The organism is Candidatus Methanoperedens sp. (genome assembly GCA_027460525.1).
Taxonomy (GTDB): Archaea; Halobacteriota; Methanosarcinia; order Methanosarcinales; family Methanoperedenaceae; genus Methanoperedens.
Map to the genome: position 1 here is coordinate 43,860 of JAPZAS010000021.1, position 25,916 is coordinate 69,775.

Sequence of the window (25,916 nt, forward strand, 5' to 3'; positions counted from 1 at the left end):
CGGTCCTCTGCGGTGAGATTAAAATATGCACCGCAAAAAGAACGCGAAGAACGCAAAAGGGGGAGCTATAAATGGATGCTCATGAGCGGCATGCGCTGCCGGAGGGGTGGGAATGGAAGAGGCTGGAGGATGTGGCAACCGTTGGCGCAGGAAATAGCGCGCCTCAAGGTGATGAATTTTTTGTTGACGGCGAATATCCTTTTGTTAGAACGCAAGATGTAGGCAGGGAAAAAGCTACGATTTGTTTGATTAATACAACAGACAGGATAAACGAACTTGCCGTAAAAGAGTTTAACCTAAAGCTATGGCCTGCCAAAACGCTTCTTATTCCGAAAAGTGGGGAATCGACATTCTTGAACCGTCGTGCACTTTTAGGCGTACCGTCATTTGTCTCTTCTCATTTGGCAACAGTAATCGCATGCAATAATTTAGCACCAGAGTATCTGTATTTCTGGTCTTTGACTGTTGATGCCAAGAAACTGACTCATGATATCAACTATCCTTCGCTCAGGCTTTCAGAGCTCGAATCTGCTAAAATCCCCCTCCCCCCTCTCCCAACCCAGCGCCGCATCGTGTCAATCCTTGAGAAAGCCGAGGAGACTACGAGGCTGCGGGCGCAGGCGGATGAGCTTACGGACAGGCTGCTGCAGAGCGTGTTTCTGGAGATGTTCGGGGACCCGGTGAAGAATTCAATGGGGTGGGAAATTAAAAAGATAGGTAATGTGGCAGAGCATGTTTCCAGTGGTTCAACGCCAAAAGGTGGTCAAGAAGTTTATCAAGATAATGGGATTCTCTTTATACGAAGCCAAAATGTACATATGAATAAGCTTATTTTAGAGGATATAGCGTTCATTTCAGAAGAAATTCATAATGCCATGAAAAGGACATGGGTAAAGAATGGGGATGTTCTTATTAATATTACAGGTGCTTCCATTGGCAGAGTGACTTGGTTTTCAGGTGAAGATAACTCTGCGAATGTAAATCAGCACGTTTGTATTATTCGACCTGAAAAAAATTCAATACAAACTGAATTCTTATCATATCAGATTTCAATGCCGCATTATCAAAAGAATATAATAGCAAAACAATCAGGTGCAACAAGACAGGCTTTTAATTATTCGCAGATTAAAGATTTTGATATTATTGTCCCTCCCATCCCTCTCCAGCAAAAATTTGCCCGCATCGTCGAGAAGGTCGAATCCATGCGCCAAAATCAAAAGCAATCCTACCAACAAATCGACTCCCTTTTTAACACGCTTATGCAAAAAGCATTCATGGGGGAGTTGGTAGCGTGACAGAAAAAAGGGAACCAAATCTTTGGGATTCATTCACTGCAGAATTCTGGGCAGAATTATTGGCTGAAGCAATTTCTGATACTTTAAAAACACCAATTCAGAATTTTAAATTTAACATCTTGAAAGCTAAGGCGTTACATGCAACCGCTATGGAAGTAAGTTATATTTGGGAAAAAATGTTAGAAAAAGTGACAGAAAGCAATGCTGAAATTGTCCTTGTTCTATATTATGTTTATACCGAGCAGGCGTTAGTCACGGCGGTAAGTGCATCAGAGGTTTATTTCAAAGACAGGCTAGCTTATGCGATTCAAAATGAGAAAAGATTATTAAAACGTTACTTGGATAAGGAAATCACGGTGAAGAGAATTTTAGATACAGACTTGAATCTATCCGAAGACATTGGAATTTTAATAGTTGAGAACCTGAACCTTCAAATTGAGGAAGTCCAGAAAGAATACAAAAGAGTGTTTTGTTTTGAACCGTTCACCAAAGACGAATTGAAAAGATTGAAAGAGATTCTCAAAATTCGAAATGTAATTGTTCACAAATCTGGAATCGTTGACCATTTGTTCGTTTCAGAAACTGAATTAGATTATCAAGTTGGGCAAAGACTCTTTTTTGAACGGGATGAAATACTGGAAATGATTGATTTTATTGAAAATATTGTAACCAAAGTTGATTCGGAATTGAATGAGAAATTAAATGTGGAGGACGCATGCGACTCGCCCCTGAACTCAAATCCAAAATAGACGCCCTCTGGGACAAGTTTTGGAGCGGCGGCTTGTCAAACCCGCTCTCAGCCATCGAGCAGATGTCATACCTGATTTTCATGAAGCGCCTTGAGGATATGGACGCGGCAGAGCAGAAAAAGGCGCAGGCTAAGAAGCAGCCCTTTAAATCCGTTTTCGAAGGTCATGAGGATTGCAGGTGGTCGAGCTGGAAGCACTATCCGGCTGAAAAGATGCTCATCCATGTGAGGGACGTTGTGTTTCCCTTTATCAAGAACATACACGATGGAGAAAAAACGCTCTTCTCAGAGCACATGAAGGACGCGGTTTTTATCATCCCCAAGCCCTCGCTTCTTCAGGAAGCGGTTTCCATTCTCGATGACCTGAATATAACAGCGCAGAACAGGGATACGCAGGGGGACATCTACGAGTACCTCCTCAGCGAGCTTAAGATAGCAGGCAAGAACGGTCAGTTCAGGACGCCAAGACATATAATCGGTATGATTGTGGAGCTTGTGGACCCCGATATCGGGGACAGGATATGCGACCCTGCATGCGGAACGGCAGGTTTCCTTATCAACGCCTACGAGTACATAATCAGGAAGCATACAAGCCCTGATATGGTTCAGGAGGACGATGAAGGGAAATATTATGGGCTGTATGGTGATAAAATAACAGACAAGAACGCATGGACGCTGTTATGGAGTTCTTTCTATGGATATGACTTTGAGCCCACGATGGTAAGAATATCCCTCATGAATATGGTGCTTCACGGCATTGCGACTCCTAATATCGAAATGACCGACACCCTATCCAAGGGATTCACGGAGGAGAACGAATATACGGTAGTGCTTGCCAATCCGCCTTTTAAAGGAAGCATCGACAAGGGCGATATAAACGACCATTTGACAGTCGGCACGACAAAGACCGAACTTCTCTTTGTTGAGAGGATGATGAACCTTCTTCAGATTGGAGGAAAATGCGGCGTCATCGTGCCTGATGGGGTGCTGTTCGGGACTTCAAATGCGCATAAAAAACTGCGACAGATCCTGCTTGAAAAATGCCAACTTGAAGCTGTAATATCCATGCCTTCCGGGGTTTTCAAGCCGTATGCAGGGGTTTCAACTGCGGTTCTGGTTTTCATAAAAGGGGATAAGACAGAGAAGGTCTGGTTCTATGATATGGAAGCAGATGGTTATTCGCTGGACGATAAGAGGAATTTCATCGATGGGAAAGGAGACCTACCAGATATCATCGAGAGATTCAGAAAGCGATATGAAGAGAACTCTGTGGACAGGAAAGGGAGGTGCTTCTTTGTTCCGGTTAGCGAGATTAAGGAAAATGGGTATGACCTCTCGATTTCAAAGTACAAAGAGATTGAGTACGAAGAAGTAGCCTATGAAAAACCAGAAGTTATAATGGGGAAAATAGAAGGGTTAGAGGAACAGATAAAAGCTAATATTGCTGAATTGGAAATCATGTTGAAGCATGCTTAATTTCCTCAATGCCCGCGCCGCCTTCCGCGTGCGCCGCCGCATACCTCTCCGTAATCAGCGCGCGCCTGAGCCTGAACAGCACCTTCTGCTTATCAAAACCATACTGCTCCGCAAGCGTCTTGACAAGCCTCTTCTTTGAACCGCCTTTCAGGTTCATCTCAGCCATTACAGCGTCCACGAACTCCTTGCCCGGTTCGGCTTCTTTCTTGGCTTCAGCTTTTGCAGGCTCTGATTTTGCAGCTTCAGGTTTGACTTCAGGCTCTGTCTCTGTTTTAACTTCGGCTGTTGGCACCTCAGGCTTTACTCTGGCTACCTCTTTTACTGCTTCGGCTTTCTGAACCTGCGACGGCGCTTTAACTGCCACAGCATTTTTCGCCTCTGGTTTTACAAGCCCTATCAGTGTTGCCTTCGCTGCTTCCTTAACCGCTTTTTCTTCAGCCATTGCCATCACCTCGATACCTGAACAGGCGTAATAGTTCCTTTCTCTATCCCGAACTTCCTGCCTGTGAGCAGTACATTATCCTGCACAGGCGCCACTTTGAACTTCTTTTCAATCACGCTTCCATTTGACTTTATCTTGAGCGTCCCGCCTTTTAAGAGCTTGAGCGCCCTGACCGTATTCAGGTTCAGCTCCACGAAGTCGTTGTCGTCAGGCAAGCCGTACCACATGAACGGGTTGTACACGCTCACAAGCGCAGTTTTGGCTTCAGCCTGTTTCTGCGCAGCCTGTATCGCGCCGTAAGGCGGTCTTTCGTATTTCGGTATCGTGAATTCATCAACTGCAGCTATGCCGAGCGCCTTTTTCACGGATTCGTGAAGGGCATCGTACTCGAACCTGGTGCCTGCAATAATTCCAAGCGCCTCAAGTCCGTTTGTCCCCGCGCCGCCCAGAGCCGCCGCCCGCCCCTCATTGTTGATGAGCGTGCCCTTCTTTTTGTAGAGAGGCTCGTGGGCTATCACGATGTTCGCTTTAGTTGTGAGCGCGCTTGCCCTGCCGGTCTGGACTATCAGGTTGGTGAGTTTCCCGAGCGTCTCCTGCGGGATTAACTCGCCCGGGTATGATTCAAGACAGAACAGTGTTTTTATCGTTCCTTTATTAATATCCTCAATAAGCTGCCCCAGCGACTTCTGTTTTGCATCCTTTGAAAGAATATACGCGCCCGTTGAATTTGCAAAAGGCTTAAGGAAAGTTATTCTTGCGCCATTGTTTTTCGCAAGAGAAAGTATGCTTTTAACCTGCTCCACATCAGAAAGCGGATGGAAATCAGAAATAACAAGCGAATCCTTTGTGAGCTGAAGTTTTGAAATATCAGAAGGTCTTATATTCCCATCAGCCAAAGGCAAGTCCTTCCACCATACAGAGGTTATTTTTGCTCCTTTCTTTTTGGCTGAAAGCAGGCGCCTTACGATAAGTGGATACTGCTCGTAGGGGTCGATGAATAAAACAATATGTTTTGCTGCCTCGATTTCACCGTATGGTATTCCAACACTCAGGGTCTGGTAAGTATCCTTTGGAAGCGCTTCAAAATCAACGCCTGTGTATAATGTGCCGAAAGATTCAGCAAGTTTCCGGAACGCAAGGAGTTCCTCGCATGTGGTGTTGCCGAAGGAGAGAAAAGCCACAGAACCTTTGCCGGCTGAAATCCTCTTGGCTGCCTCTTTAGTAGCTTCCTCAAAAGCTGTCTCCTTGCCATCTACAATAGACTTCACAGGCGTGTAGAGGCGTGGAAGGCTCATCCCGAACCTGCACAGCTTCCCTGCATTAGAAGGAGAGGATTTCCTGAAATCCACTTCGAGTCTTTCATTCTTTGATGAACCAAATGTTATCTGTTCTTTTTTGACGGTTTCATCAAACTCGCGAATGTATAACCCGCAGCCGAAGTTGCATCCGGGGCAAATGGTCGAATAAACGTTCATAACTCATACCTCCAGCTTTGCTTCAAAGTATGGCGGTTTTCGCAAATCCATCCCGGGCTCGTACTTCAACTCCTCCTGCACAGGGTTTGCAATTCTCCTGTAAAGCCTCGTGAGCGGGATATCCACAGGGCACACGTCGCTGCACTGTCCGCATCCGATGCACGAGTCTGCAAGATGCAGAAATCGAACTAAATGATACATGGACATCCTGTAAGAGTCTCCACGCATGTGGAACTCGGTGCATTTTGAAACATCGCCGCACGAGCAGGTAGGGCACACAGCCTTGCATGCGCCGCAGTCTATGCAGTGCTCAAGCTCTTTCCTGAAATACTCAAGCCTGTTATCAACAGGAACGAACACTTTTTCCTTCCATTTCTTGCTCATGCCTTCCATGGCACTTTTTATCTTAGCCCGCCCCGCAATCCCTTTCTCATCAGGTTTCTGAATTTGAATATATCCGGCATCAATGGCATTCTGCAGGAGCTTTGCGCCTTTATCTGAATTGATTTCCACAAAGGTGGCTTTGCCTGCAAGCTCTCCTGTTACGCCCCAGTTCCCGCATGCAAGGTCGGCATTACTGGGTATCTTGATGGTGCAGTATCTGCAGCTCTCACGCCTTCCGTACCCTTTTTCCTCAAGCTCATCGATGGTAATGGCATGCTCTTTCCCATCCTTTGTCTCGAAGATGAGTTTTCCTTTTTCGATTTCTTCCCCGTGCACGTCCTCTGGTTTGATCTTGTACATGACCTCAAGCATCTCTCGCGTCGTAACAGGATGCATCGATCCGCCGCAGTTCAATCCAACGATATACGTGTTATCAAGGTTTACAGCGTTGCGCTTTGCCTGCTCGATGATCCCGCGCACATCGCATCCCTTCGCAGGAAGAGCGACTTTGAGGTTCCTATTTGTGATGAGTTTTGCAAAGTTGCTCGGCACCGAATGTAAGGAGCCTGCGGAATTCAACACTTCATTCACATCAGAGGTTATTATAGGTACAGCCTCGAACTCATTAACTTTCTTTAGCACAACAACGGCATCAACCAGCTTCTTTTCAAGCGCTGCTGCAAGCATTGATGTCACAAGACCTCCTGAGCCGCCGCGCTTCCTCACATCCTCTTTGGTTGACCAGCCCACGAACATCTCACCCTTCTGCATCAAACCACCCCCTCGGGCTTCAGGGGACTCGGTCCCAGCTTCTTAATCTGCTCTGTGACACCGCGGATGAAATTAGCAAACTTCTCTCCCTCGCTTGCCGATATCCAGTTAAGCTGCAGCCGTTCCTTTTCAAGTCCAAGCTCTCTGACCACGTTTTCGAGGAACCTGTATTTGATCTTTGTCTTATCGTTTCCGTTGACATAGTGGCAGTCCCCTATGTGACAGCCTGTGACCAATACTGCGTCTGCCCCTTCAAGGAAGGCGTTGAACACATGCAGGGGGTCTATCCTTCCTGAACACATCACGCGGATTATCCTTGCCGTAGGCGGCTGCTGGAACCTCCCCATGCCAGCGCTGTCCGCGCCGCCGTAGGAACACCAGTTGCAGCAGAACGCCACAATCTTGGGCTCCCATCCGTTGCCAGCCTGCGCAGGCTTGGTTTCAGTGCTCATGCCGCTACCTCCCGGAACCTGAACACGTTCTTCACCTGCGCCAGAACTTGCGAGTTCTTGAAGTGGCTCTGCTCCAGTGCACCTGTTGGGCAGGCAGTGACGCATGTACCGCAGCCTTTACACAGCGCCTTCATCACATTTGCCCTGCCTTCTTTCTCATCCATCTTTATAGCCTGGAAAGGGCACATGGGTATGCACACGCCGCATCCCACGCATACATCAGGATTCACCACAGCGGTTATACCCTCGGTGATGGCTTTTTTATTTATAAGAAGAATCGTGGCGCGGCTTGCGCATGCACTCCCCTGCGAAACGGCATAGGGAATGTCCTTGGGACCTGATGCTGCGCCAGCCAGGAATACGCCGTCTATGGTAGTATCCACAGGTCTGAGCTTGGGGTGCGCTTCCATGAGCAGGCCGTCAGCCGCCTTTGATAATTTGAGGAGCTGCTGTATCTGGTTAATGCCCTCATGCGGGACAATGCCAGTTGCAAGAACCAGAAGATCAAATTCAAGATTCCTTATCTCATTGGCGAGTGTATCCTCGACCCGCACCTTGATATTCTTGGTAACAGGGTCTTCCTTCACGTCAACAGGTCTTCCGCGCAGGAACTTCACGCCCAGGTTTCGCGACCTGTTATAGCTCTCTTCATATCCCCGAAACGGTGTCCTGATATCGATATACATTATCGTCTGGTCTGTCTCCGGGCGCTTTTCCTTTAGAAGCTGCGCATTTTTTATGGTGACCATGCAACATACACCAGAGCAGTAAATATTAGTATTTTTATCGCGGGAGCCAACGCAGTTCACGAATCCAACTCTTATGGGTTCTTTGCAATCCGAAGGTCTTACAACATGCCCGCCCGTGGGCCCTGCGGCATTGAGCAATCGTTCAAATTCCATGGCTGTTATGACATTATCGTATAAACCATAGCCATAGTCATGCCTTGGCTCAGGGTCGTAGGTCTTGAAACCCACTGCGCCGATGATGACGCCCACATTGATATCGCTGTAAGAGGTCTCCTGGTCATAATTAATCGCCTGGCTTGCGCATGCTTTGACGCAGGCTTTGCAGTTGATGCAGTTCTCCTTGTCCAGTACTGCCCGCAACGGCACAGCCTGCGGGAACGGCACGTATATCGCCTTGCGTGTCCCGAATCCCTCGTTAAAATCATATGGAACTTCAACAGGGCAAACCTCGCTGCATTTGGCGCAGCCGGTGCATTTGGTAATATCGAGATGCCTTGGTTTATGCTCGATCTTGACGTTGAAGTTGCCGACATAACCATCCACTGCTTTTACCTCTGAATAGCTCATTATCTTGATATTCTTGTTCCTTGCCACTTCCACCATCTTGGGACCAAGTATGCAGATGGAGCAGTCGTTCGTGGGGAAGACTTTATCGAACCTCGCCATCCTGCCCCCGATGGATGGCTCCTTCTCAACGAGATAGACCTGGAATCCCATATCAGCAAGATCCAGCGCAGCCTGCATTCCCGCAACGCCGGCTCCAACAACAAGAGCCTTATCAGTCACAGGCACCTCGCTTGCCTGCAGGGGTTCAAGCAACTTTCCGCGCTCAATACCCATCCTTATGAGGTCTTTTGCCTTTTCGGTGGCTTTCTCCTTCTCCCACATGTGGATCCATGAGCAGTGATCCCTTATATTTACGAATTCAAGGAAGTACTGGTTCAAGCCCATCTGCTCGATGCAAGCCCTGAATGTGGGCTCATGGGTCTTGGGAGAGCATGCAGCCACAACAACACGGTTGAGGTTGTGTTCTTTGATCTTTTGCTGTATGTCAGCCTGACCTGAATCAGAGCATGTGAACTTATTTACGGATGTGACCTTTACCCCTGGCAAAGTGGATGCATACTCAACAACTGCCTTTGTATCCACCACACCTCCGATATTCACGCCGCACTCGCATACAAAGACGCCCACCCGTTTTTCTTCCTGATTATCCTTTGCTTCGCTCATCTATTTCACTTCCTTCACCGGGTTTTGACCCAATTTCTTAATCTCTTCTGTAAAATCTCGAATAACTTCTGAAAATCGCGCACCTTCACTTGCTGATATCCACTCAAGCCGGAGCCTCTTATCAAGCCCGAGCTTTGCAAGTGCTTTTTTAGTGTTATTAATCCTGACCTCTGCGTTCTTATTGCCGTCGATGTAATGGCAGTCCCCTATGTGGCAACCCGCAATCAGCACGCCGTCCGCACCGTCCTTCAGGGCTTTCAGGATAAATGCTGGTTCAACCCTGCTTGAACACATCACCCTCAAGACCTTAACGCTCGGCGGGTACTGGAAGCGGCTCACGCCTGCAAGGTCTGCGCCTGCGTATGAACACCAGTTGCAGCAGAATGCAAGTATGTTGGGTTCAAATTCGCTCATACCACTACCTCCACCACGCCCGTCTCAATCGAAATACTCCTCACACCTTTATTAAAAGCATCGATTGCCTCTCCTATCTCCTTTGATGAGAAATGCTGGGCTTTTATCGCTCCGGCAGGGCAGGCAGCTGCACATGAACCGCATCCTTTGCATGCGGCGGGATTGATGCGTGACTTCCTTGCCTTGTAGGTGACTTCTTCTGCTGTGACTGTTACTTCAGAAAGCAAAGGTGCATTGTACGGGCATACGGTGGCGCATGTCCCGCAGCCTATGCATCGTGCTTCATCCACTACCGATATTGCACCTTCGGTCTCGATGAATTTGCGGGACAATATGGTACATGCACGCGAAGCTGCTGCGCTTGCCTGCGATATGGCTTCCTCCATGAGCTTTGGCGCCTGCGCACTTCCGCACAGGAACACCCCATCCGTGGCGAAATCCACAGGTCGAAGCTTGGGATGTGCCTCGAGGAAGAATTTGTTCCTGTCAAGCGGTATCTTGAAGAGCTGGTTTGTCTCTTCATTCTCTCCTGCCACCAATGGCGTGCTCAGCACGACAAGGTCTGAAGATATCTCGATATCCTCGTTGAGCATGGCATCATGGACTGTAACTTTACCCTCCTGTACCGTGGGCGGTTTTTCGGCATCGTATCTGATGAATATTACTCCAAGTTCCCTTGCCTTCTCGTACAGTTTCTCAAGCACTCCATACGTCCTCATGTCGCGGTATAAAACAAAAACATTCGAGCTGTTATTTCCCTTCTTAATCCTTATGGCGTTCTTGACCGCATCCACACAGCATGTCCTCCCGCAGTATTCCCGCTCTTTATTCCTTGCCCCGACGCACTGTATCATCGTTATATTATTAGCGCTGATGCCACTGCCCAGCATTTTTTCAAGCTGAGCCTGCGTTATCACACCTGGGTCTTTTCCATAGTTGAATAGTCCTGAAGGTTCAAAGTTCCGTGCGCCCGTAGCCACCACCGCCGCGCCGAAATCCACAGGTATCTCTTTTCCATTTGACTTGACAGCACCTTTAAAATTGCCGAGATAACCTTCCACTTTGATGAGTTTTGCCTCGTTTATGACTTTGATATTTTTATTTTCATGTACCCTGAGGATGAGGTCTTTCAATACATCCGAAGGCTTCTTTCCGTCGTATAATTCCGTCATTTCCCTGAGCATCCCTCCGAGTTCTTTTTCCTTCTCGACAAGGGTAACAGGATAACCGTTATTTGCAATATCAAGGGCAGCGGTCATTCCTGCCACGCCGCCGCCGAGTACCAGTGCCTTGTTGATCAGGGATACTTTTTGCTTGTATAGGGGCTGGAAAAGAGCCGATTTAGCCACAGCCATTTGCACGATTGCCTTGGCTTTTTCAGTGGCTTTCTCCTTTTCCTTCATATGTACCCAGGAACAGTGCTCACGGATATTGGCAAGCTCGAAAAGATACGGGTTAAGCCCGGCTTCGCGGCAGGTATTCTGGAATAAAGGCTCATGGGTGCGCGGTGTACATGATGCAACCACCACTCGGTTCAGGTTATTCTTGGCAATGGCGGCTTTTATCGCCACCTGCGAGTCAGAGGAGCAGGCATACAGCATCTCCTGGGCATGTGCAACATTGGGCAGGGTCTTAGCATATTCAACCACCCCAGGAACATTGACCACGCTGCCTATGTTTATCCCGCAGTGGCACACAAACACGCCTATGCTTGGCTCCATGGAGATCGGCTTCTCCTCTGGGAACTTCCTCTCTTTTATCAATGTTCCCCTCTCCCCTGATAAGAGCGCAGCAGCCTTTGAAGCTGCAGCACTTGCCTGCGCCACGGTATCGGGTATGTCCTTTGGCCCCTGTGCCACGCCGCATACATAGATCCCGGCAACACTGGTCTCAACAGGGTTCTCGATACATGTGGCGATATTTCCGAATTCATTGAGAGCAATGCCAGAAGATTCGGCTATCCTCCTTGTGGAATCCGAGGGGTCAAGTCCTATGGAAAGTATGACCATGTCAAAGGCTTCTGTCCTGAGTTTTCCGGAATTGAAATCCTCGTATTTAAGTGCGAGAGCGTTCTTCGAGTCCACATTCACTTCGGGGGGGCGCGAGTTGATGTATTTGATGCCGTACTCCTTCTGTGCCCTGTTATAGAACTCCTCAAAATTCTTGCCGAATGCCCTTATATCAATGTGGAATATGGTAATATCAAGCTCGGAGTCGTGCTCTTTTGCAATCATTGATTCTTTGGTGGCATACATGCAGCACACTGAAGAGCAGTGTTTCCTGTTGATTCGCGGGTTGCGTGAACCAACGCACTGGATAAAAGCTATTTTCTTTGGAACCTTGCCGTCTGACTGCCTTGTGACATGTCCCTGCGTCGGGCCGCTTGCGCTTAAGAGCCTCTCGAACTGGAGCGATGTAATGACATCAGGGTGGTCGAACCTGTACTGCTTGAGAATGGATGGGTCAAAAGGTTTGAAGCCCGTGGCGAGGACCACAGAACCCACATTCAGCTCGATCTCCTTGTCTTTCTGCTCATAATCCACGGCTTTGGGTCCGCATACTTTCTTACATACGCCGCACTTTCCTTTTGTGAGATATAAACAATGAGCGGAATCTATCGTTGCGACACGAGGGATTGCCTGTGCAAATGGAATGTAGATGGATTTGCGTTTGCTCATGCCGGCATTGTATTCATCCGGAACTTTTGAGGGGCATTTTTCTGTACAGTTGCCGCAGCCCGTACATTTTGTATCATCCACGTAGCGTGCTTTTTTTACCACATTTACCTTGAAATCCCCGGCTTTCCCCGTTATGGATTTGACATCGCTGTAAGAGAGTAATTCAATATTCGGATGCCGTCCTGTTTCCACAAGTTTTGGCGACAGGATGCACATGGCGCAGTCGTTGGTGGGGAAGGTCTTGTCCAGCTGCGACATCACCCCGCCGATGCTCGGTCTTGATTCTATGAGATAAGTCTTGAATCCGCTGTCAGCAAGGTCAAGCGCAGCCTGTATTCCGGCTATCCCGCCTCCGACGACTGCGACCGAGCCAATCATTTTGCCACCTCTTTTTCTGTTTCTTCTTCTACCTTATTTTCAACTTTAATTTCCACTTTTTTCTCTTCCGGTTTTGTTTTGCCGATTAATTCTATAAGCTCTGCAGGAGAAACCATGTTCTTATCAAGCTCAAGCTCCTTCTCGCTCAAACCCATGGCAAGGCCGATAAGCTGGGTAAAATAAAGTACAGGTAAATCGATTTTGGTATTGACCGCCTTCTCAATCATCGACTGCTGTCCGTCAAGCAGCATATGGCACATGGGACATGCAACCACGATGACGTCTGCCCCAACCGCTTTTGCTTCATCGAACAGCTTCTTTGTGAGTAAAAATGCATAGTCCTGTTTGCTCATCAGGAGATTTCCCCCGCAGCATTTTGTCTTCTGGGTAAAAGGCAGGCATTCTGCGCCTGTGGCTTTTATGAGGTTATCAAGAGATGTGGGATTTTCGGGATTATCGAATTTACTCACTTCGGAAGGACGGACAAGGAGACATCCGTAATAAGGAACGGCTTTAATACCCTTCAATGGTTTTATGAATTTCTTCGCCAGAGCATCTGTTCCCACATTATTTACCATGACATCCAGAAGATGCTTGATTTTAACACCATTGTATTTTTGTCCAAGCGCCTTTTCAATCCTTGCCCTGAAAGCCTGGTCGGTTTTCATGGCTTTATCGGCTCTTGAAAGATTATGCGAGCAGATACTGCATGGTATCACAAGGTCAAGCCCGGTTTCCTGCGCAAGCATGTTATTCCTTGCAGATAAGCCCATGGATAATTCCTTATCGAAGATTGCTTCGAGTGCACCGCAGCAGTTCCAGTCTGGAATCTCTGTAAGTTCGATGCCTGAAGCTTTGCATACCGCTTTTGTGGAGGCGTCGTATTCGCGAGCAGTTCCGTGGAGGGTACAGCCGGGGTAATAAGCGAGTTTCATTTTTCCACCTCTTCGAAGATGCTCTTTATCTGATCGGTGCCTTTGATTTTATGGGGCAGGATGCTGAGTTTTCCTTTCTTGAATAATTCAAGCCCCATCGGTGCGTAATCAAGTGCTCCTTTCAGACCTTTTGTCTTTAGCATGAAGCTTCCGCTCACGCCGGCTTCATACCACCTGCCGTTCTTCTTTACCGAATCAATGAAAAGGTTATCAAAAAGAGGCTTTGGATTGTTAAGCTTGAGCTTCCCGGCTTTTGCCTCGCGCTGTGCTATTGCGCGGATAGCTCCCATGACTTCAGTGATTTTCACATCCTGCGGGCATCGCTCATAACATATATAGCAGGAAGCGCACAGCCAGAGAGAGTCGTCTGTCAGCACTTCATTGCGCATTCCAAGCAGGGCTTTTCTGATGATCTTTCGAGGGTTATATACGCTGTCTATCTCGGTGACAGGGCATCCTACGGTGCATCCCGTGCAGTTAAAACAGCGCTTGATGTTTTCGCCGCCCGGCTCGTTTGCGATCTCGTATTTGAAATTAGGGTCAAGCTCGCTTGTTTTGATCATTTGCCCGCCTCCATTTGCCGCGCAAGGAATACGCTGAGGTCAACCACATCAAAATCATACTTCTTTACTGCATCTTTTTCATTCTTCAGGCAGTTAAAATGCGCAAGGCATTTTGGGCAGGTGGTTATCAATGTTTTAGCACCTGTCGCCTGGGCTTCATCCATCCTGGCTATACGCAGGGCTTTTGTCTGCTCATTGCAGTTCATGAAACTGCTTACCCCGCAGCACAGGGCTTTTTCTCTCGAGTGTTCCATCTCCCTAAGGCCGGCGCCGTTGGAGGTGAGAGCCTTCCGCGGAGCGTCGTATATCCCCATGTGCCTTCCAAGCCTGCAGGGATCATGATATGTAACCTCTGCGTTTACCTTCAATCCGAGTTTGTCCAGGAGTTCTGAGATGTGGAGCACCTTGATCCCGAGATCGTAATCCTTTGAAAAGGTACGGTAACATTCTGCGCAACTGGTAACAAGGGTTTCGATGCCGCTGTTTTTTATGTAATTAGTATTGTAATTTTTAAGTTTTTCAAAAACATCCTTTTTACCCTGCCAGAGCACATCATGACCGCAGCATTTCATTTGCATAATCTGGGGTTTTATGCCGATTCTGTCAAGAAGCTTGAGGGATGATGTGGTGATTTCCCCGAAATCGGTTTTGACATCGTGCAAGAATAAACCCAGCGAGTCCACGCATCCCGGGAAATAGCCGTACTTCGAATCAGCTGATTTCTCGATAATGTTTCCATCAAGCCTTGAACTCAATTCCGCAAGTTCCGTGAAAACGCCAAGATGTGCAATCTCAAGCGGCTGTTTTCCAGTCCTCTCTTCTTTTATAAAACTTAAGAAATCCACCTGCTGGGGACACTCCTGGGGACATAAGCCGCATGTAAGGCATGTCCAGATGTCTTTTGTATCAAGCCCGTACACATTGGAATTATAAATAGAACTGCGCGGGGATGTTTTTGAGACTCGGCGCATCGGGCAAATAGATGTGCATTTACCGCACTGATAACAGGTTTGTACGTTACTCGTTGTACCCATCAGATTTTCCTTGATATGTAACCTTTTTATTATTTAGAAGGTGTAATCTGCTTTAAAGATTTCTATTATGATGCCGCAGCATCATGATTAATAATGTTGTTTATCGTTCTCCTGTGATTGAGCTATTATTTTTCTTCCTCTTTCCCGATTACGCAGATGTTGCCTTCAGCTTTTGCATCCGGGTCTGTTAAGCCAAGCATCCTTTCATCATCAAGATTGATTCTTTCATCTGTCCTGCTCCTGAACCCGTACTTGCCGTAATCGGTAAGGGTGGGTCTTCTCTTTATGAAGTGCCCGCGCTTGAACTCGAAGGGGAAGGGAAGCCCCTGCTCACATGCTTTTCTGACCTTCTCGGCAGCACTTTCATCCTCGACTTCTACCAGTATCTCTCCGACGATAATATGCAGCTCGAGTGCACAATCCCCGACATTAATAACTTTCCTGTCAGGATGGTTGACATCAGCGCCAGTGCCGGGTCCGCATGTGACCTTTCTGGGCAGGTTTTTCCCGTTGATGAGCATTCTTATTACCCCATCGACCTTGTCTATCTCGTTCAAAACTCTTTCAGCCGTAGCCGCCTGCAGTAGCCGCTGCGGAAATACTCTTATCTGGATGGGGGTTGGGGCTGTTTTTACCATAAAATTTCCTGTTTTATTCAATTATCTGGCTACTGCTCCACGGTCACCTATCGCTATTATGAGGTTGTTAACTTCCTCGCTTGTGGGTTCCCTGTTGTTCTCCATCTCGAATATGTCTATTATTGCACTATACGTACAGTGCAATCTGTCGTTTGTTCTCCTTCGTGCGTGCCTTGTCATATTTTACAATTGATGTAAACGACTGGAAACGTATTAAATGTTTTGGTTCGTCAAGATACGAATAAAATAAATTATTATAGAAACACCTGTCAACTTTTCGGATGAGCTTTCAGTCTTTCTTTTTGACAAGGAAATAGTAAATCAGCGACCCGATAAATCCAGCAATTTTTGACCTTTGACCAAAAAAATGGATTTAGCGTACAGCTAAGTCAATGGAAAAGTTATTCAGGGGTGCTACATCCTTTTCCCACGACCGACGATAGACTAATTTAAGAGTTGTTTGCCCTGTGTTTATAACTTCAAATTGAAAGGTCTGCATTACAGGAGCACCTACCATAGGATGTTCGCTGGTGAAGTTGGAAATTTGCTGGTATTCTGCTTCTCCAATTTGGTGTATTATATTCTTGTTGAGTTCTACCACTTCCCATGAATAACCTGTACTTGGATTTGCCTCAAGAGTTACGTTTAAGGTTTGCCCTTTAGTAAGTTCCATTTGCCGTCCATTGTAATCTATATTTAAATTAATTTTATCGGCTACATGGATGGGTGCAGGGGTTGTAGACGGCGTTGAAGTGGTTTTTAACAGCCCGTTTTCCATCCAATCGTACTGGATCGTTACGTTTACTTCTGTTTTCGGTACTGTCCTCTCTCTTAAATATTCTGAATCAAATTCCATAAATAGCCCTTTGTTCGGGAGCAGGTCTCCTCCCACCGGGACAGTTTTCCTGACAACTTTGTTATGTGCTGCGTCTGTAAATATTACTGTGGCAGTCAAATTTTTGGCAACTAAGTCCCCCTCATTCCAGAATGTTCCGTGCACTTTCACACTTTCCATTTCCGTATTATTTTCTGCCGCTCCCTGCGAAATACTGGTTTCGCTAACAATTATTACTCCTGCAGTTCTTTGCAGGGGGGCAAACCAGGCAAGTACAATTATTGCGCAAACTGCCAGAATTGCAAGCACAATGTAAATCAAATTCTTTCTTGCTATTTTTTTCATAGTTTATCCATTATTTTTTTCTGCACTCTCATTTTATTCCTCCTGGTTTATCACCCTGCTGTGCACCTGCTTTCCAAACCTGCACCACCTTCTGCTCATCAGGATCGATCAGTGCAGAAACCCCTCCCCATGTCACGCTCAGAAGCGTTTTGGGTGCATAGAATTTTTCGGATGTCTTTGGTAAGATTCGCCTTACGGTTGGAGTACCTGTAGCAGCCGAAGCTGCAACTTCCTGGTTTCCAAGAGCAATGCCGATTACTTCGTTCCTGTATTGGAAAGGTATTGCCTCAAGGAGATAGCCGGTCAGGAGTAATTCCTTGCCATCGTACACGAAATCATAGATATCCGGTTTATCTGCGTCTTTTGCAGTAGCCATTACTTTCAGGCGCAATCCTTCGCTCGCGGTACTGGCGCTTATATTTACCGTTTCATATTCCGTTCTATACGGGGTTATTTCTGCCCACAGCAGTTCTTCTATCTTTGCAGCCTCGCCTGGCTTATCCTGCCATTGCACCTGATGCACCCATGAAGGTTTTACATCCTGTTGTTTCTGGCTTAAACTGAGCCCAATGCCAAGGGTTAACATTATAACAATAAGTCCAATTAGGAGTTTTGTCTTTGTAACCATGATTCCATCGCCCTTTTTATTATCTTTCCAATCCTGAACTGCCGTGACCTGAGAAACCTGTTATTCATGCTATCGCTCAATCCCCTCTTTTTCCTAAATCTATTTTAAGACAAGCGTGATAATAGCGAGTAGCAGCGGAATTGGCTCATGATTTTTACTCATGCTCTCACCGCCATTGCAGATAAGTAGGAATAAAAAAGGAGGGGTTTACCCTCCAATTGTTATGGAGTAATCAAACCCCTGCGTATTCCGGGGCAGCACCGAAAGCTTCCATTCGCCAGGTGAGCCGTCCGTTCTATATGTTACTATACGCTGGACTCCCATCTCCTGGTATATGGACGCACTGTCAATCTCCCACGGCGGTCTGTCGCCTCCCATGTTCACGTTCCCTTTTATTACGGTCTTGGTAACATTTAGCGAAGCCTTTCCTCCCGGGCCTTCAAGGCCTGTCTCAAATGAGGGTTCAGGGGCATTTGTTCCCTGGCCATTTGTCATGGGATAGCCGTAGTAGTTGTTTGAGCTGACCTCCACGGTGATGGTAGCTGCCTCAGTCAGGTTGAAGCTCCTGACAAAAGCTTCTGTTGGCTGCGTCCAGATATTGAAGTTAAGTTGTACCCTTCCTTCCCAATCATTGACCGACGGGTCGTCTATTCCCAGATCTATATAGCCGTTGTAATAACCCTTGGCATCGGCAGGCACCTTGACGTGGATTTTTACTGCATCGGTAGCGCCTGCTGGAATATTCTGGGGTGCTGTTATGGTTATCGAATCCTCGGTCAGGGCAGGTGCTGTCATGCCGTAGGGACCGCCGTAGGGCATATTATCACTGCCCAATTTTGGATTGATTCCTATCGCCTGGTCACCTGTATTTTTCAGCTTTATCTCGTAATTATATTCTTTCCCTGCCTCAAGCTGGTCGCTTATATAAGGCATCATTATCTGGAGCTTGGGCGGTGTCCAGACATCGATTGAAAGCTGGAAGGCATGGATATAATTGGGGATTGGCTGCGGATAAGGTACGGGCATTACCTCGTCAGTAAAAGCGACCTGGAGACTTGAACTTCCTATGGATGCATCCTTTGGCACTGAAGCCTTTATTGTGAATTTCTGGCTGCCTCCTGCAGGTATCTCTGCGCTGCCCGGTGTAGCTGTTATCCAGCCTGTATCCACTACATACCCGCCGTACGGTAATATCACGGTATTGGGCTTAACACTGACTGCCTTTTTCTCTTTGTTTCTGATTGTTACCGTTATTTCTTTGCTCTCGCCAGGCTGCAATCTGAAATTGCCGTATTGCGGCGAGATATCAATCTTTGTGAAGTTTCCTGTCTGCTCTGCCACCGAAGGCGTTCCAGTAGCTGGAGCGCTTACCTCCTGCACGGCTGCATCTTGAGCCTGAACGGGTATTATGTTGCCTGCTTCTATACCTGCAAACATACCCAGGACAAGAATTACAGCCACTATAGTTGCATATTTATTCATACTATTCCTCCTATACAGATTCAAATATGTCTATATATAGACAGATTTAATCTTTAATTAGCAAGTCTTGATATTTAAACATTTCGATTTATAGTCAAGTTCACTTAAAAAAGGCAAAACTATATAAGTAAATAACCAAATACGATTAAAGTATGAGTGCTCTTGAAGAAATATTCGGTAAAACCGCTCAGCTTAGCGTTCTTGAATATCTTATACAAAATAAAGGGGAAACCACATATCTTTCAGGAATAGCGGAAGGAACCGGACTATCCCATTCAAGCGTGGCAAGAGTGATAGAACCCCTGCTGGAAAATAACATAATTATAGAGAAAAAGCTCGGGAAACAGATTCGAACCTTTACTTTAAATGAGGAGAGCAAAGCTACGAAGCTGGTAATGAAGTTCTATGACGAGCTGAAAAACGTGATAAAAAGCGATGGCGGTGGTAAGCGATGAAAAAAGATGCCCTCGACAATAAAATCATAGAATTGATAAAGAAAGATGAAAATATATCCAATCCTGAAATATCCCGGATACTCGGAATTGCGGAAAAGGAGGTCGTGGAAAGAATCAGGAATTTTTCTGATACAAGACCGAAGATACTGATAGTGGACGACGAGATGGATACGCTTCTTCCGTTAAAGAGGTCTCTTGAAGCCGAGGATTATATTGTCCTTGAAGCTTACGAAGGAAACGAGGCGATAAAGAAGTCAAAGGCAGAAATACCGGATTTGATAATCCTTGATTTGATGCTTCCCGGAATGGATGGCTACGATGTATGCAGCAGGCTAAAAAAAGATGCGCGTACAGGGAATATTCCCGTGATAATGCTAACCGCCAGAGATGAGGTAAGAGATAAGGTGGAAGGTCTGGAAACCGGCGCTGATGATTATGTAACAAAACCTTTCAATCTCAATGAACTGAAAGCCCGGATAAAAAGCGTGCTGCGAAGATCACTAAGCATATAATCCAAAACGAGGGATACGTGAGCATACGGTCAGAATTAATCGTTTTTTTTCTGATAATTTCGGTAATACCGCTGTCCGCTGTTGTTTACATATCCTACGATTACAGCAGGGAAGCCATCCGTAACTCTGTTATAGACAATCTGCGCGGCGCGACCGAAAATACCGGCCATGCGATAGATAACTGGATGGCTGCAAGAGAAGACGATATACGCGTAATCTCCCGGTCCGGGATGGTCATAAACGGGGATAAAGAGCAGTTTCGTGAGTACTTGAACACTTTTGAAAGCGAACACAGGGGCGTGTACAGGGAGTTCTTTCTGCTCGCCCCGGATGGAAATATTACATTCTCGACTCTTGACCGCACTGGGAATGCAGGTAACGAACATTATTTTACCGAGGCAAAAAGTGGAAAATTGTACATATCCGATGTTTCTCTCCCCAAAACTGGAGGTTCTCCTGAAATAATAATAGCCAATCCCATCAAAAATAACGATACCATTACGGGAATACTTGCAGCAAGAGTAAGTCTGGAGAACCTGTACGGGATAATAGAAAAAATCGATATCGGAAAATCTGGAGAGATATTTATAGTCAATAAAGACGGGGATATCATCTTTCACGAGAACATGTCCAAGATCCTGCTCGATAACATAAGGAATAATTTTGCAGTTAAAGAAGTAACCTATGAGAAGAACGGGATAAACGAGTACATAAATTACAAGGGCGAAAAAGTACTGGGTGCTTATTACTGGCTGCCGCTTTACAGGTGGGGACTCATAGCTGAGAAGAACAGGGACGAAGCTTATGCTGAAGTTCTGGCTCTGGGACGGCAGACCGTGGGAGTATCTTTATTTGCGGTTTTCTGTGTCGTTCTTCTGGCAGTGGTTATCTCAAGAAGATTCACTGACCCCATAAACTCCCTTGAAAATGGGGCTCTGGGCCTGGTCAAGGGGAACTTCAAACCCGTACCTGTATATTCAAAAAATGAAATCGGGCGGCTGACGGAGATATTCAATCAGACGGCAAAAGAACTGCTGGATATAAGAAAAAAGCTTGAAGCCAGAATAGAAATAGCGAATAAAGACCTGGAAGAAAAGAACATGGAACTTATCGCAGCCAACGAGGAATTGAAAAAACTCGATAGCCTGAAATCGGATTTTATCTCTCTTGTCTCACATGAACTCAAGACTCCTCTCTCGGCAATAAGGACATCAGCCGAATTCCTCGAATCCGAAAGGACTGCGGAACCCAGCGTACAGAAAGAGATGCTTGAGAATATAATACGGAACATCGACCGCCAGACCCGATTGATCAACGACATCCTCGACCTTTCAAAGATAGAGGCAGGGAAGATGGAGTTTAAATTTGAACCTTTGGAGTTCCATGAAGTAGCGAGTGCTGCTCTTGAAAATATCAGGCATCTTGCCTTGAAAAAAAATATAACAATTTCTGTGGACATTCCAGGGACACTTCCTCCAGTATTTGCAGACAGGGAAAAGCTTATAATAGTGTTGAATAATCTCCTTGATAACGCTTTGAAATTCACACAAGAAGGCGGGAGAATCCTTTTGTCAGCAAATGAAATGCAGGATGGTATAGAAGTCAGAGTTAAAGACACAGGTATCGGGATAGAGAAAGAAAAACTGGCAAGGATATTTGACAAATTCTACCAGGTGGACAGCACGTCCCGGAGAAAAATCGGAGGAAGCGGGCTCGGGCTTTCGATATCAAGCGGGATTATTAAGGCGCACGGCAGTGAAATATGCGTGGAAAGCGAGCCGGGGAAAGGCAGCACTTTCTTTTTCCGATTGAAAAAGTATGGTAAACCATGAAAAGATATATTTACATTATAATAATATTTGCACTATCGTTTGCAGGTTTCAGTTTGTATGAAAACTCCCATGCCCAGAAGTCGATCTACGTTGTCTCCATGACCCCGGATGAGATGACCGCAGCACTCAAGAACAAAACAATATCCGGTTTCATTTCATGGGAGCCGATTCCTGCAAAGGCTGTAGTCGATGGTTATGGCAGGTATCTTGTTAATTCTACAGACATGTGGAATCATCATCCATCGTGCGGTCTGGCAATCTCTGAATACCTCAAAGATGAAAATATGATCAAAGCCCTTGTCTGGGTGCATATAAAAAGTACACGATTCATCAATGACCCGGCAAACCATGAAAAGGTAATAACATACGGCTCCGAATTTACAGGAGTTGATAGGGCTGCGGCTTCGGCAGCGATCAATAATACGGTATATATAGAATTCCCCGACATGGCGGAGACGGAAAAGGGATTCGAGATACTCGATAAAGCCGGGGCTTTTAAAAAGAGTCTTGCCTCAATTGGTTATAACGACACCGACGAATTTTTATCGGGTATAATTCTTGACAGATATTACAATGAAGTCAAAAAACAACTGGATGCCAATCCAGATTGGGTGCCGCCTGCTGTTAACGGGAGCCTGAGATTCGGATTTATAGATGGTAATATTCACTACCTGGAGGTATATGTGGCACAAAAAGAAGGCTATTTTGAAAGGATAGGTCTTACCCCTGACAAAAATCTCCAGTTTCAAAGATTCAGGAACGGATTGGCGATAACAAATGCCTTCGACCACCGTGAGGTGGATGTGGCGACTCTCGGCATGAGCCAGATCTTAAGGTACAGGATAAACGATAACGGAAGGGTCTATATTATAAATGGGGTGAACTCTGGCGGCACATCGCTTGTTGTGCGGGCGGATTCAGATATAAGGTCTATCAACGACCTGAGCGGCAGTACTATTGCGACCCCGGGTTTTGGTTCGGTTCAGGACGTCGTAATGAGAAAGATGTTTGAAGGGTTTGAAATAAAGACAGTGTGATACGACAGGACTTCGGATTATCTTTCGAGTAGATGTAAAATGAGAAGAAAAGGGACGGTTAAATGGCTGAGGGTGACGGATTGCTTTCCGTGGAATCATTCTTTTAACCATTTACCGTCCACGTCCGGACCGGGATTTGAACCCGGATTGAGACTCAAGTTCTCCGGACAAAATTCCCGGCAATTTTCTTTTGTTTTGATTCATATCCTATCATAGTGATTTTGACGTAGATAATCAGAATGAGGATTCTTAATTTGTACAATATGCTATCTATCATACATTCTCCTCTTACTGAACAATCCGTTCAGCAGCACTATGATTGCTGCAAGGGCAAGGTACAGGGGATTATAGTCGTTCCGGCTCATTTCCAGTTACCCCTGTCACCGATGTATCGTACCTGGTTATTTCGGGTTTCATGCAGCTTCCCGATAGAACCGGATACCGAAGTGTTTGCATTGCCCCGGCTCGCACCTGTTTTCCTTTCGCAGCTCGCAATGGGACTTTGTTAGGAACCTGATATCCATGTCATATTTTTCACAATGCTGTGAAATTATCATGGAACCCTCCCGGGGTATTTATCAGGGCGGGATATTTGTTTTCCTTAACCCCTTCGCACCGCCTGCAGTCCTCGCATCGCCGCATGGCTATTATGCATTTTATTTTACTTATCATATCCATTCACCCTTCAACAGCCGAAACCCATATCAGCGAGGTCTTCATCTGTTATCAGTTCCACAAGAGGTTCTTTGATCAGGATTACCCCGCCTCTCATAGCCTGGATTTCAGATTCCTCTCTGTATCTGATGGTTTTTCTGTCAAAACAGATGTCGGTCATCCTATTCCCGTTTGCCGGGATTTCGAACATGCTTGAAATAAGCATTCGAATACTGGCATATTTTAGTTCGTTCATGTTGTTCCTCCTGCACGGATATTCTGCGCGCATCTTTCAAACCTGTCTATTTATAGGCAAGCTTAATCTTTAATTAGCACGTATTAATACTTAAATCTTTCTATTTATAGACAAGTTTTACTAAAAAAAGATAAACTTTATGATTAAAATTAAAGACAGTGTATAAAAAGTTTTGAAATTATTTTCAGAGACCACCGAAAATAAAATATCCAGATTTATTGAAATAAAGATGGTACCAATTCATCTCCGCCTTAAGAGGCGGTGGAGTTCTTGATACCACGAACTAAAATGCATACTACTGAAAATGCTGCTATTGCCAGAACCACATAAAATCCTGCGACCTTTTCTGTAGTGCCTGCAATCGCTTCTTCTTGTTCTTTACTGACCTTTATCAGCCAGGCATGGGGCAAGTTGTTCGTGCCTGCAAGAATATAGCCACCATCTTTTGTCTGCTGAACAGAATAAGCCCTTTCATAGTTTTTTCCGAAAGTTTTATTCCACCGCTTGTTACCGTTTGCATCGGTCTTGATGAGCCAGGCATCCACTCTCACTTGTCGTTCATCTACAGTGTATCCTGTCATAATAAAGCCGGCGTCAGTGGTCTGCTGAACAGACATGGATTCATCATCAAGTAGTGCTGCATCATCTACTCCTCCGAAAGTTTTATTCCACTGCTCATTTCCGTTTGCATCTGTCTTTATGAGCAATGCGTCAGATAGCCTGTTGAACGCGGAGCCAGCAAGAATATAGCCACCGTCTATAGTTTGCTGAGCAGAACTGGCTCTATAGCCTATTCCTTTAAATCTTTTATTCCACTGCTCGTTACCTTTAGCATCTGTCTTTAGGAGCCAGGCAGTGGAATCGCTGGATATATTCGAAAGTGTCGTACCTGCAAGTATATAGCCGCCATCTATTGTCAGTTGAACGGAATAAGCTATGTCACGCCATGTTCCCCCGAATGTCCTGTTCCACTGCTCATTACCAGTTGCATCTGTTTTTATGAGCCATGCAAAACTATCGCCAGCCCCATATAAAGATGTCTCACCTGCAAGGATATAACCTCCATCCGGGGTCTGCTGACCAGAATAAGCATTGTCATTTTTTAATCCCCCAAAGGTTTTATCCCACTGCTTGTTACCTTGAGCATCTGTTTTTATAAGCCAGGCATCACGATTGCCAGACCCTTGGGAGGATGTAGAGCCTGCGAGGATATAGCCGCCATCCAGGGTTTGATTAACAGAACTTGCATCATCAAGATATGCCTTTCCGAATGTTTTGTTCCACTGCTCATTACCCTTCGCATCTGTCTTAATGAGCCAGGCACCTCCAGCCCCGTACGAATCAGTGTCCCCTGCAAGAATGTATCCACCATCTTGAGTTTGCTGAACAGAGTAAGCTTCGACCATATGTTTCCCTCCGAATGTTTTGTTCCACTCTACTACTGGAACCGCACCCGCGCTGCCTGCAAGCAGCACAAGCGTGAGCAGGGTTATTCCTAAAGCTGTTCCGAGGGCGTGCTCTCCACATGTTTTATCTGACGTCATTTTTCTCATTTTTATCTCCTTATTTTAATCCACCAATTATTTTCAATCATCTGCAGTTTCTTGCATAGATTGTGCAGTGAACATTGCCAGCCAGCATTATTCATAACCTTCCTGTCCATTTATTCACCCGGAAAGAAAACCTGTAACACTTATTGCTTCTTTAAGTGCAGGATATTCTTCTGATTTTACTTCGGTTATCTCTGTGTACTCGAATTTGTTAGTGGGTTTGCTTACTTCTACAATCCCTATTCCATGACCGGCTTCCTGCAACCAGAAAGCAAGAGATGATGTAAACGCTGCTGCGATTAATCCTATTGCAAGTAGTATGGCGATCACAACTTTTTTCTGTGTTGACCAGTCTGTTTTATACCTCCATATCCAGAAGGTTGAGCCTATGATTCCAGCACCTGCCAATATCAATAGCAACTCGAAAATGCCTATCATAATAATCCTCCTGAGCGATATTTTACCCCGGATTTCTTGTTCCAATTTCCTCGTGTCGATTCGCCGTTTTTTGCTTTCGTAGCAATTAAGCCGTCAATTCTGTTGTTCATTTTCTATCTCCTCTTTCTAAATAATTTACTCAGTATTAATCCGATAATTGCAAGGGCAAGGTACAGGGGATTATAGTCGTTCCGGCTCATTTCCAGTTACCCCTGTCACCGATGTATCGT

Annotated in this window: 26 protein-coding genes; 7 read left to right on the top strand and 19 right to left on the bottom strand. The window is 45.9% G+C overall.

Features of this window, described 5'->3' with window-relative positions:
* Positions 1 to 71: 71 nt before the first annotated feature.
* From O8C68_08065 to O8C68_08075, 3 genes are read left to right on the top strand one after another with little or no spacing between them, the layout of a single operon-like run.
* Positions 72 to 1,295 carry a restriction endonuclease subunit S gene (locus tag O8C68_08065; protein ID MCZ7395757.1) on the top strand — a complete coding sequence of 408 codons (1,224 nt, stop codon included), beginning with the start codon at positions 72 to 74 and terminating at the stop codon, positions 1,293 to 1,295.
* Complete coding sequence (locus O8C68_08070; GenBank protein MCZ7395758.1) at positions 1,292 to 2,044, top strand: hypothetical protein; 753 nt, start codon at positions 1,292 to 1,294, stop codon at positions 2,042 to 2,044. The genes O8C68_08065 and O8C68_08070 overlap by 4 nt, the downstream gene beginning before the upstream one ends.
* Positions 2,011 to 3,519 carry a class I SAM-dependent DNA methyltransferase gene (locus O8C68_08075; protein ID MCZ7395759.1) on the top strand — a complete coding sequence of 503 codons (1,509 nt, stop codon included), beginning with the start codon at positions 2,011 to 2,013 and terminating at the stop codon, positions 3,517 to 3,519. The genes O8C68_08070 and O8C68_08075 overlap by 34 nt, the downstream gene beginning before the upstream one ends.
* Here O8C68_08075 and O8C68_08080 read toward each other — a convergent pair.
* From O8C68_08080 to O8C68_08150, 15 genes are all read right to left on the bottom strand, one after another.
* The gene (locus O8C68_08080; protein ID MCZ7395760.1) at positions 3,500 to 3,961 is read right to left on the bottom strand and encodes a hypothetical protein; all 462 of its coding nucleotides are present in this window, start codon (positions 3,959 to 3,961) and stop codon (positions 3,500 to 3,502) included. The two genes, O8C68_08075 and O8C68_08080, sit on opposite strands and share 20 nt — an antisense overlap.
* Positions 3,962 to 3,966: 5 nt before the next feature.
* Complete coding sequence (locus O8C68_08085) at positions 3,967 to 5,436, bottom strand: hypothetical protein (protein ID MCZ7395761.1); 1,470 nt, start codon at positions 5,434 to 5,436, stop codon at positions 3,967 to 3,969.
* Positions 5,437 to 5,439: 3 nt separating this feature from the next.
* Positions 5,440 to 6,591 carry a Coenzyme F420 hydrogenase/dehydrogenase, beta subunit C-terminal domain gene (locus tag O8C68_08090; protein ID MCZ7395762.1) on the bottom strand — a complete coding sequence of 384 codons (1,152 nt, stop codon included), beginning with the start codon at positions 6,589 to 6,591 and terminating at the stop codon, positions 5,440 to 5,442.
* The gene (locus O8C68_08095; protein MCZ7395763.1) at positions 6,591 to 7,043 is read right to left on the bottom strand and encodes a hydrogenase iron-sulfur subunit; all 453 of its coding nucleotides are present in this window, start codon (positions 7,041 to 7,043) and stop codon (positions 6,591 to 6,593) included. Before O8C68_08095 ends, O8C68_08090 begins: the two co-directional genes overlap by 1 nt.
* The gene (locus tag O8C68_08100) at positions 7,040 to 9,022 is read right to left on the bottom strand and encodes a CoB--CoM heterodisulfide reductase iron-sulfur subunit A family protein (protein ID MCZ7395764.1); all 1,983 of its coding nucleotides are present in this window, start codon (positions 9,020 to 9,022) and stop codon (positions 7,040 to 7,042) included. Before O8C68_08100 ends, O8C68_08095 begins: the two co-directional genes overlap by 4 nt.
* A complete protein-coding gene (locus tag O8C68_08105) occupies positions 9,023 to 9,436 on the bottom strand; it encodes a hydrogenase iron-sulfur subunit (GenBank protein MCZ7395765.1) in 414 nt (137 codons plus the stop codon).
* Positions 9,433 to 12,492, bottom strand: coding sequence for an FAD-dependent oxidoreductase (locus O8C68_08110; GenBank protein ID MCZ7395766.1), 3,060 nt, complete (start codon positions 12,490 to 12,492; stop codon positions 9,433 to 9,435). The genes O8C68_08105 and O8C68_08110 overlap by 4 nt, the downstream gene beginning before the upstream one ends.
* Positions 12,489 to 13,427, bottom strand: coding sequence for a CoB--CoM heterodisulfide reductase iron-sulfur subunit B family protein (locus tag O8C68_08115; GenBank protein MCZ7395767.1), 939 nt, complete (start codon positions 13,425 to 13,427; stop codon positions 12,489 to 12,491). The genes O8C68_08110 and O8C68_08115 overlap by 4 nt, the downstream gene beginning before the upstream one ends.
* Positions 13,424 to 13,990: a 4Fe-4S dicluster domain-containing protein gene (locus tag O8C68_08120; GenBank protein MCZ7395768.1), complete on the bottom strand. Its 567-nt coding sequence runs from the start codon at positions 13,988 to 13,990 to the stop codon at positions 13,424 to 13,426. Before O8C68_08120 ends, O8C68_08115 begins: the two co-directional genes overlap by 4 nt.
* The gene (locus tag O8C68_08125) at positions 13,987 to 15,024 is read right to left on the bottom strand and encodes a (Fe-S)-binding protein (protein ID MCZ7395769.1); all 1,038 of its coding nucleotides are present in this window, start codon (positions 15,022 to 15,024) and stop codon (positions 13,987 to 13,989) included. The genes O8C68_08120 and O8C68_08125 overlap by 4 nt, the downstream gene beginning before the upstream one ends.
* A 125-nt stretch (positions 15,025 to 15,149) precedes the next feature.
* Positions 15,150 to 15,662, bottom strand: coding sequence for a methyl-coenzyme M reductase operon protein D (mcrD, locus tag O8C68_08130; protein ID MCZ7395770.1), 513 nt, complete (start codon positions 15,660 to 15,662; stop codon positions 15,150 to 15,152).
* A 21-nt stretch (positions 15,663 to 15,683) separates the two neighbouring features.
* Positions 15,684 to 15,842 carry a hypothetical protein gene (locus O8C68_08135; GenBank protein ID MCZ7395771.1) on the bottom strand — a complete coding sequence of 53 codons (159 nt, stop codon included), beginning with the start codon at positions 15,840 to 15,842 and terminating at the stop codon, positions 15,684 to 15,686.
* A 193-nt stretch (positions 15,843 to 16,035) separates the two neighbouring features.
* A complete protein-coding gene (locus tag O8C68_08140) occupies positions 16,036 to 16,842 on the bottom strand; it encodes a protease inhibitor I42 family protein (protein ID MCZ7395772.1) in 807 nt (268 codons plus the stop codon).
* A gap of 28 nt (positions 16,843 to 16,870) precedes the next feature.
* Positions 16,871 to 17,470, bottom strand: coding sequence for a hypothetical protein (locus O8C68_08145; GenBank protein ID MCZ7395773.1), 600 nt, complete (start codon positions 17,468 to 17,470; stop codon positions 16,871 to 16,873).
* A gap of 207 nt (positions 17,471 to 17,677) precedes the next feature.
* The gene (locus tag O8C68_08150) at positions 17,678 to 18,952 is read right to left on the bottom strand and encodes a hypothetical protein (protein MCZ7395774.1); all 1,275 of its coding nucleotides are present in this window, start codon (positions 18,950 to 18,952) and stop codon (positions 17,678 to 17,680) included.
* Positions 18,953 to 19,104: 152 nt separating this feature from the next.
* Here O8C68_08150 and O8C68_08155 point away from each other — a divergent pair, with 152 nt between their 5' ends.
* From O8C68_08155 to O8C68_08170, 4 genes are read left to right on the top strand one after another with little or no spacing between them, the layout of a single operon-like run.
* A complete protein-coding gene (locus O8C68_08155) occupies positions 19,105 to 19,407 on the top strand; it encodes a MarR family transcriptional regulator (GenBank protein ID MCZ7395775.1) in 303 nt (100 codons plus the stop codon).
* Entirely contained in the window at positions 19,404 to 19,919 is a 516-nt protein-coding gene (locus O8C68_08160; GenBank protein MCZ7395776.1) for a response regulator, read from the top strand. Before O8C68_08155 ends, O8C68_08160 begins: the two co-directional genes overlap by 4 nt.
* Positions 19,920 to 19,936: 17 nt before the next feature.
* Positions 19,937 to 21,751: a sensor histidine kinase gene (locus O8C68_08165; protein MCZ7395777.1), complete on the top strand. Its 1,815-nt coding sequence runs from the start codon at positions 19,937 to 19,939 to the stop codon at positions 21,749 to 21,751.
* Positions 21,748 to 22,788 (top strand): ABC transporter substrate-binding protein, encoded by a 1,041-nt coding sequence (locus tag O8C68_08170; protein MCZ7395778.1) that lies wholly within the window; start codon positions 21,748 to 21,750, stop codon positions 22,786 to 22,788. Before O8C68_08165 ends, O8C68_08170 begins: the two co-directional genes overlap by 4 nt.
* A 534-nt stretch (positions 22,789 to 23,322) precedes the next feature.
* Here the strand turns inward: O8C68_08170 and O8C68_08175 are convergent.
* The 4 genes from O8C68_08175 to O8C68_08190 all read right to left on the bottom strand — a co-directional run bounded on the left by O8C68_08175 (position 23,323) and on the right by O8C68_08190 (position 25,686).
* Positions 23,323 to 23,460, bottom strand: a complete 138-nt coding sequence (locus O8C68_08175; GenBank protein ID MCZ7395779.1) for a hypothetical protein — start codon at positions 23,458 to 23,460, stop codon at positions 23,323 to 23,325.
* Between the two features lie 13 nt (positions 23,461 to 23,473).
* On the bottom strand, positions 23,474 to 23,698 hold the full coding sequence (locus tag O8C68_08180) for a hypothetical protein (protein ID MCZ7395780.1): 225 nt from the start codon (positions 23,696 to 23,698) through the stop codon (positions 23,474 to 23,476).
* Between the two features lie 251 nt (positions 23,699 to 23,949).
* Positions 23,950 to 25,251 (bottom strand): hypothetical protein, encoded by a 1,302-nt coding sequence (locus tag O8C68_08185; protein ID MCZ7395781.1) that lies wholly within the window; start codon positions 25,249 to 25,251, stop codon positions 23,950 to 23,952.
* Positions 25,252 to 25,365: 114 nt separating this feature from the next.
* A complete protein-coding gene (locus O8C68_08190) occupies positions 25,366 to 25,686 on the bottom strand; it encodes a hypothetical protein (GenBank protein ID MCZ7395782.1) in 321 nt (106 codons plus the stop codon).
* Positions 25,687 to 25,916: the final 230 nt, after the last annotated feature.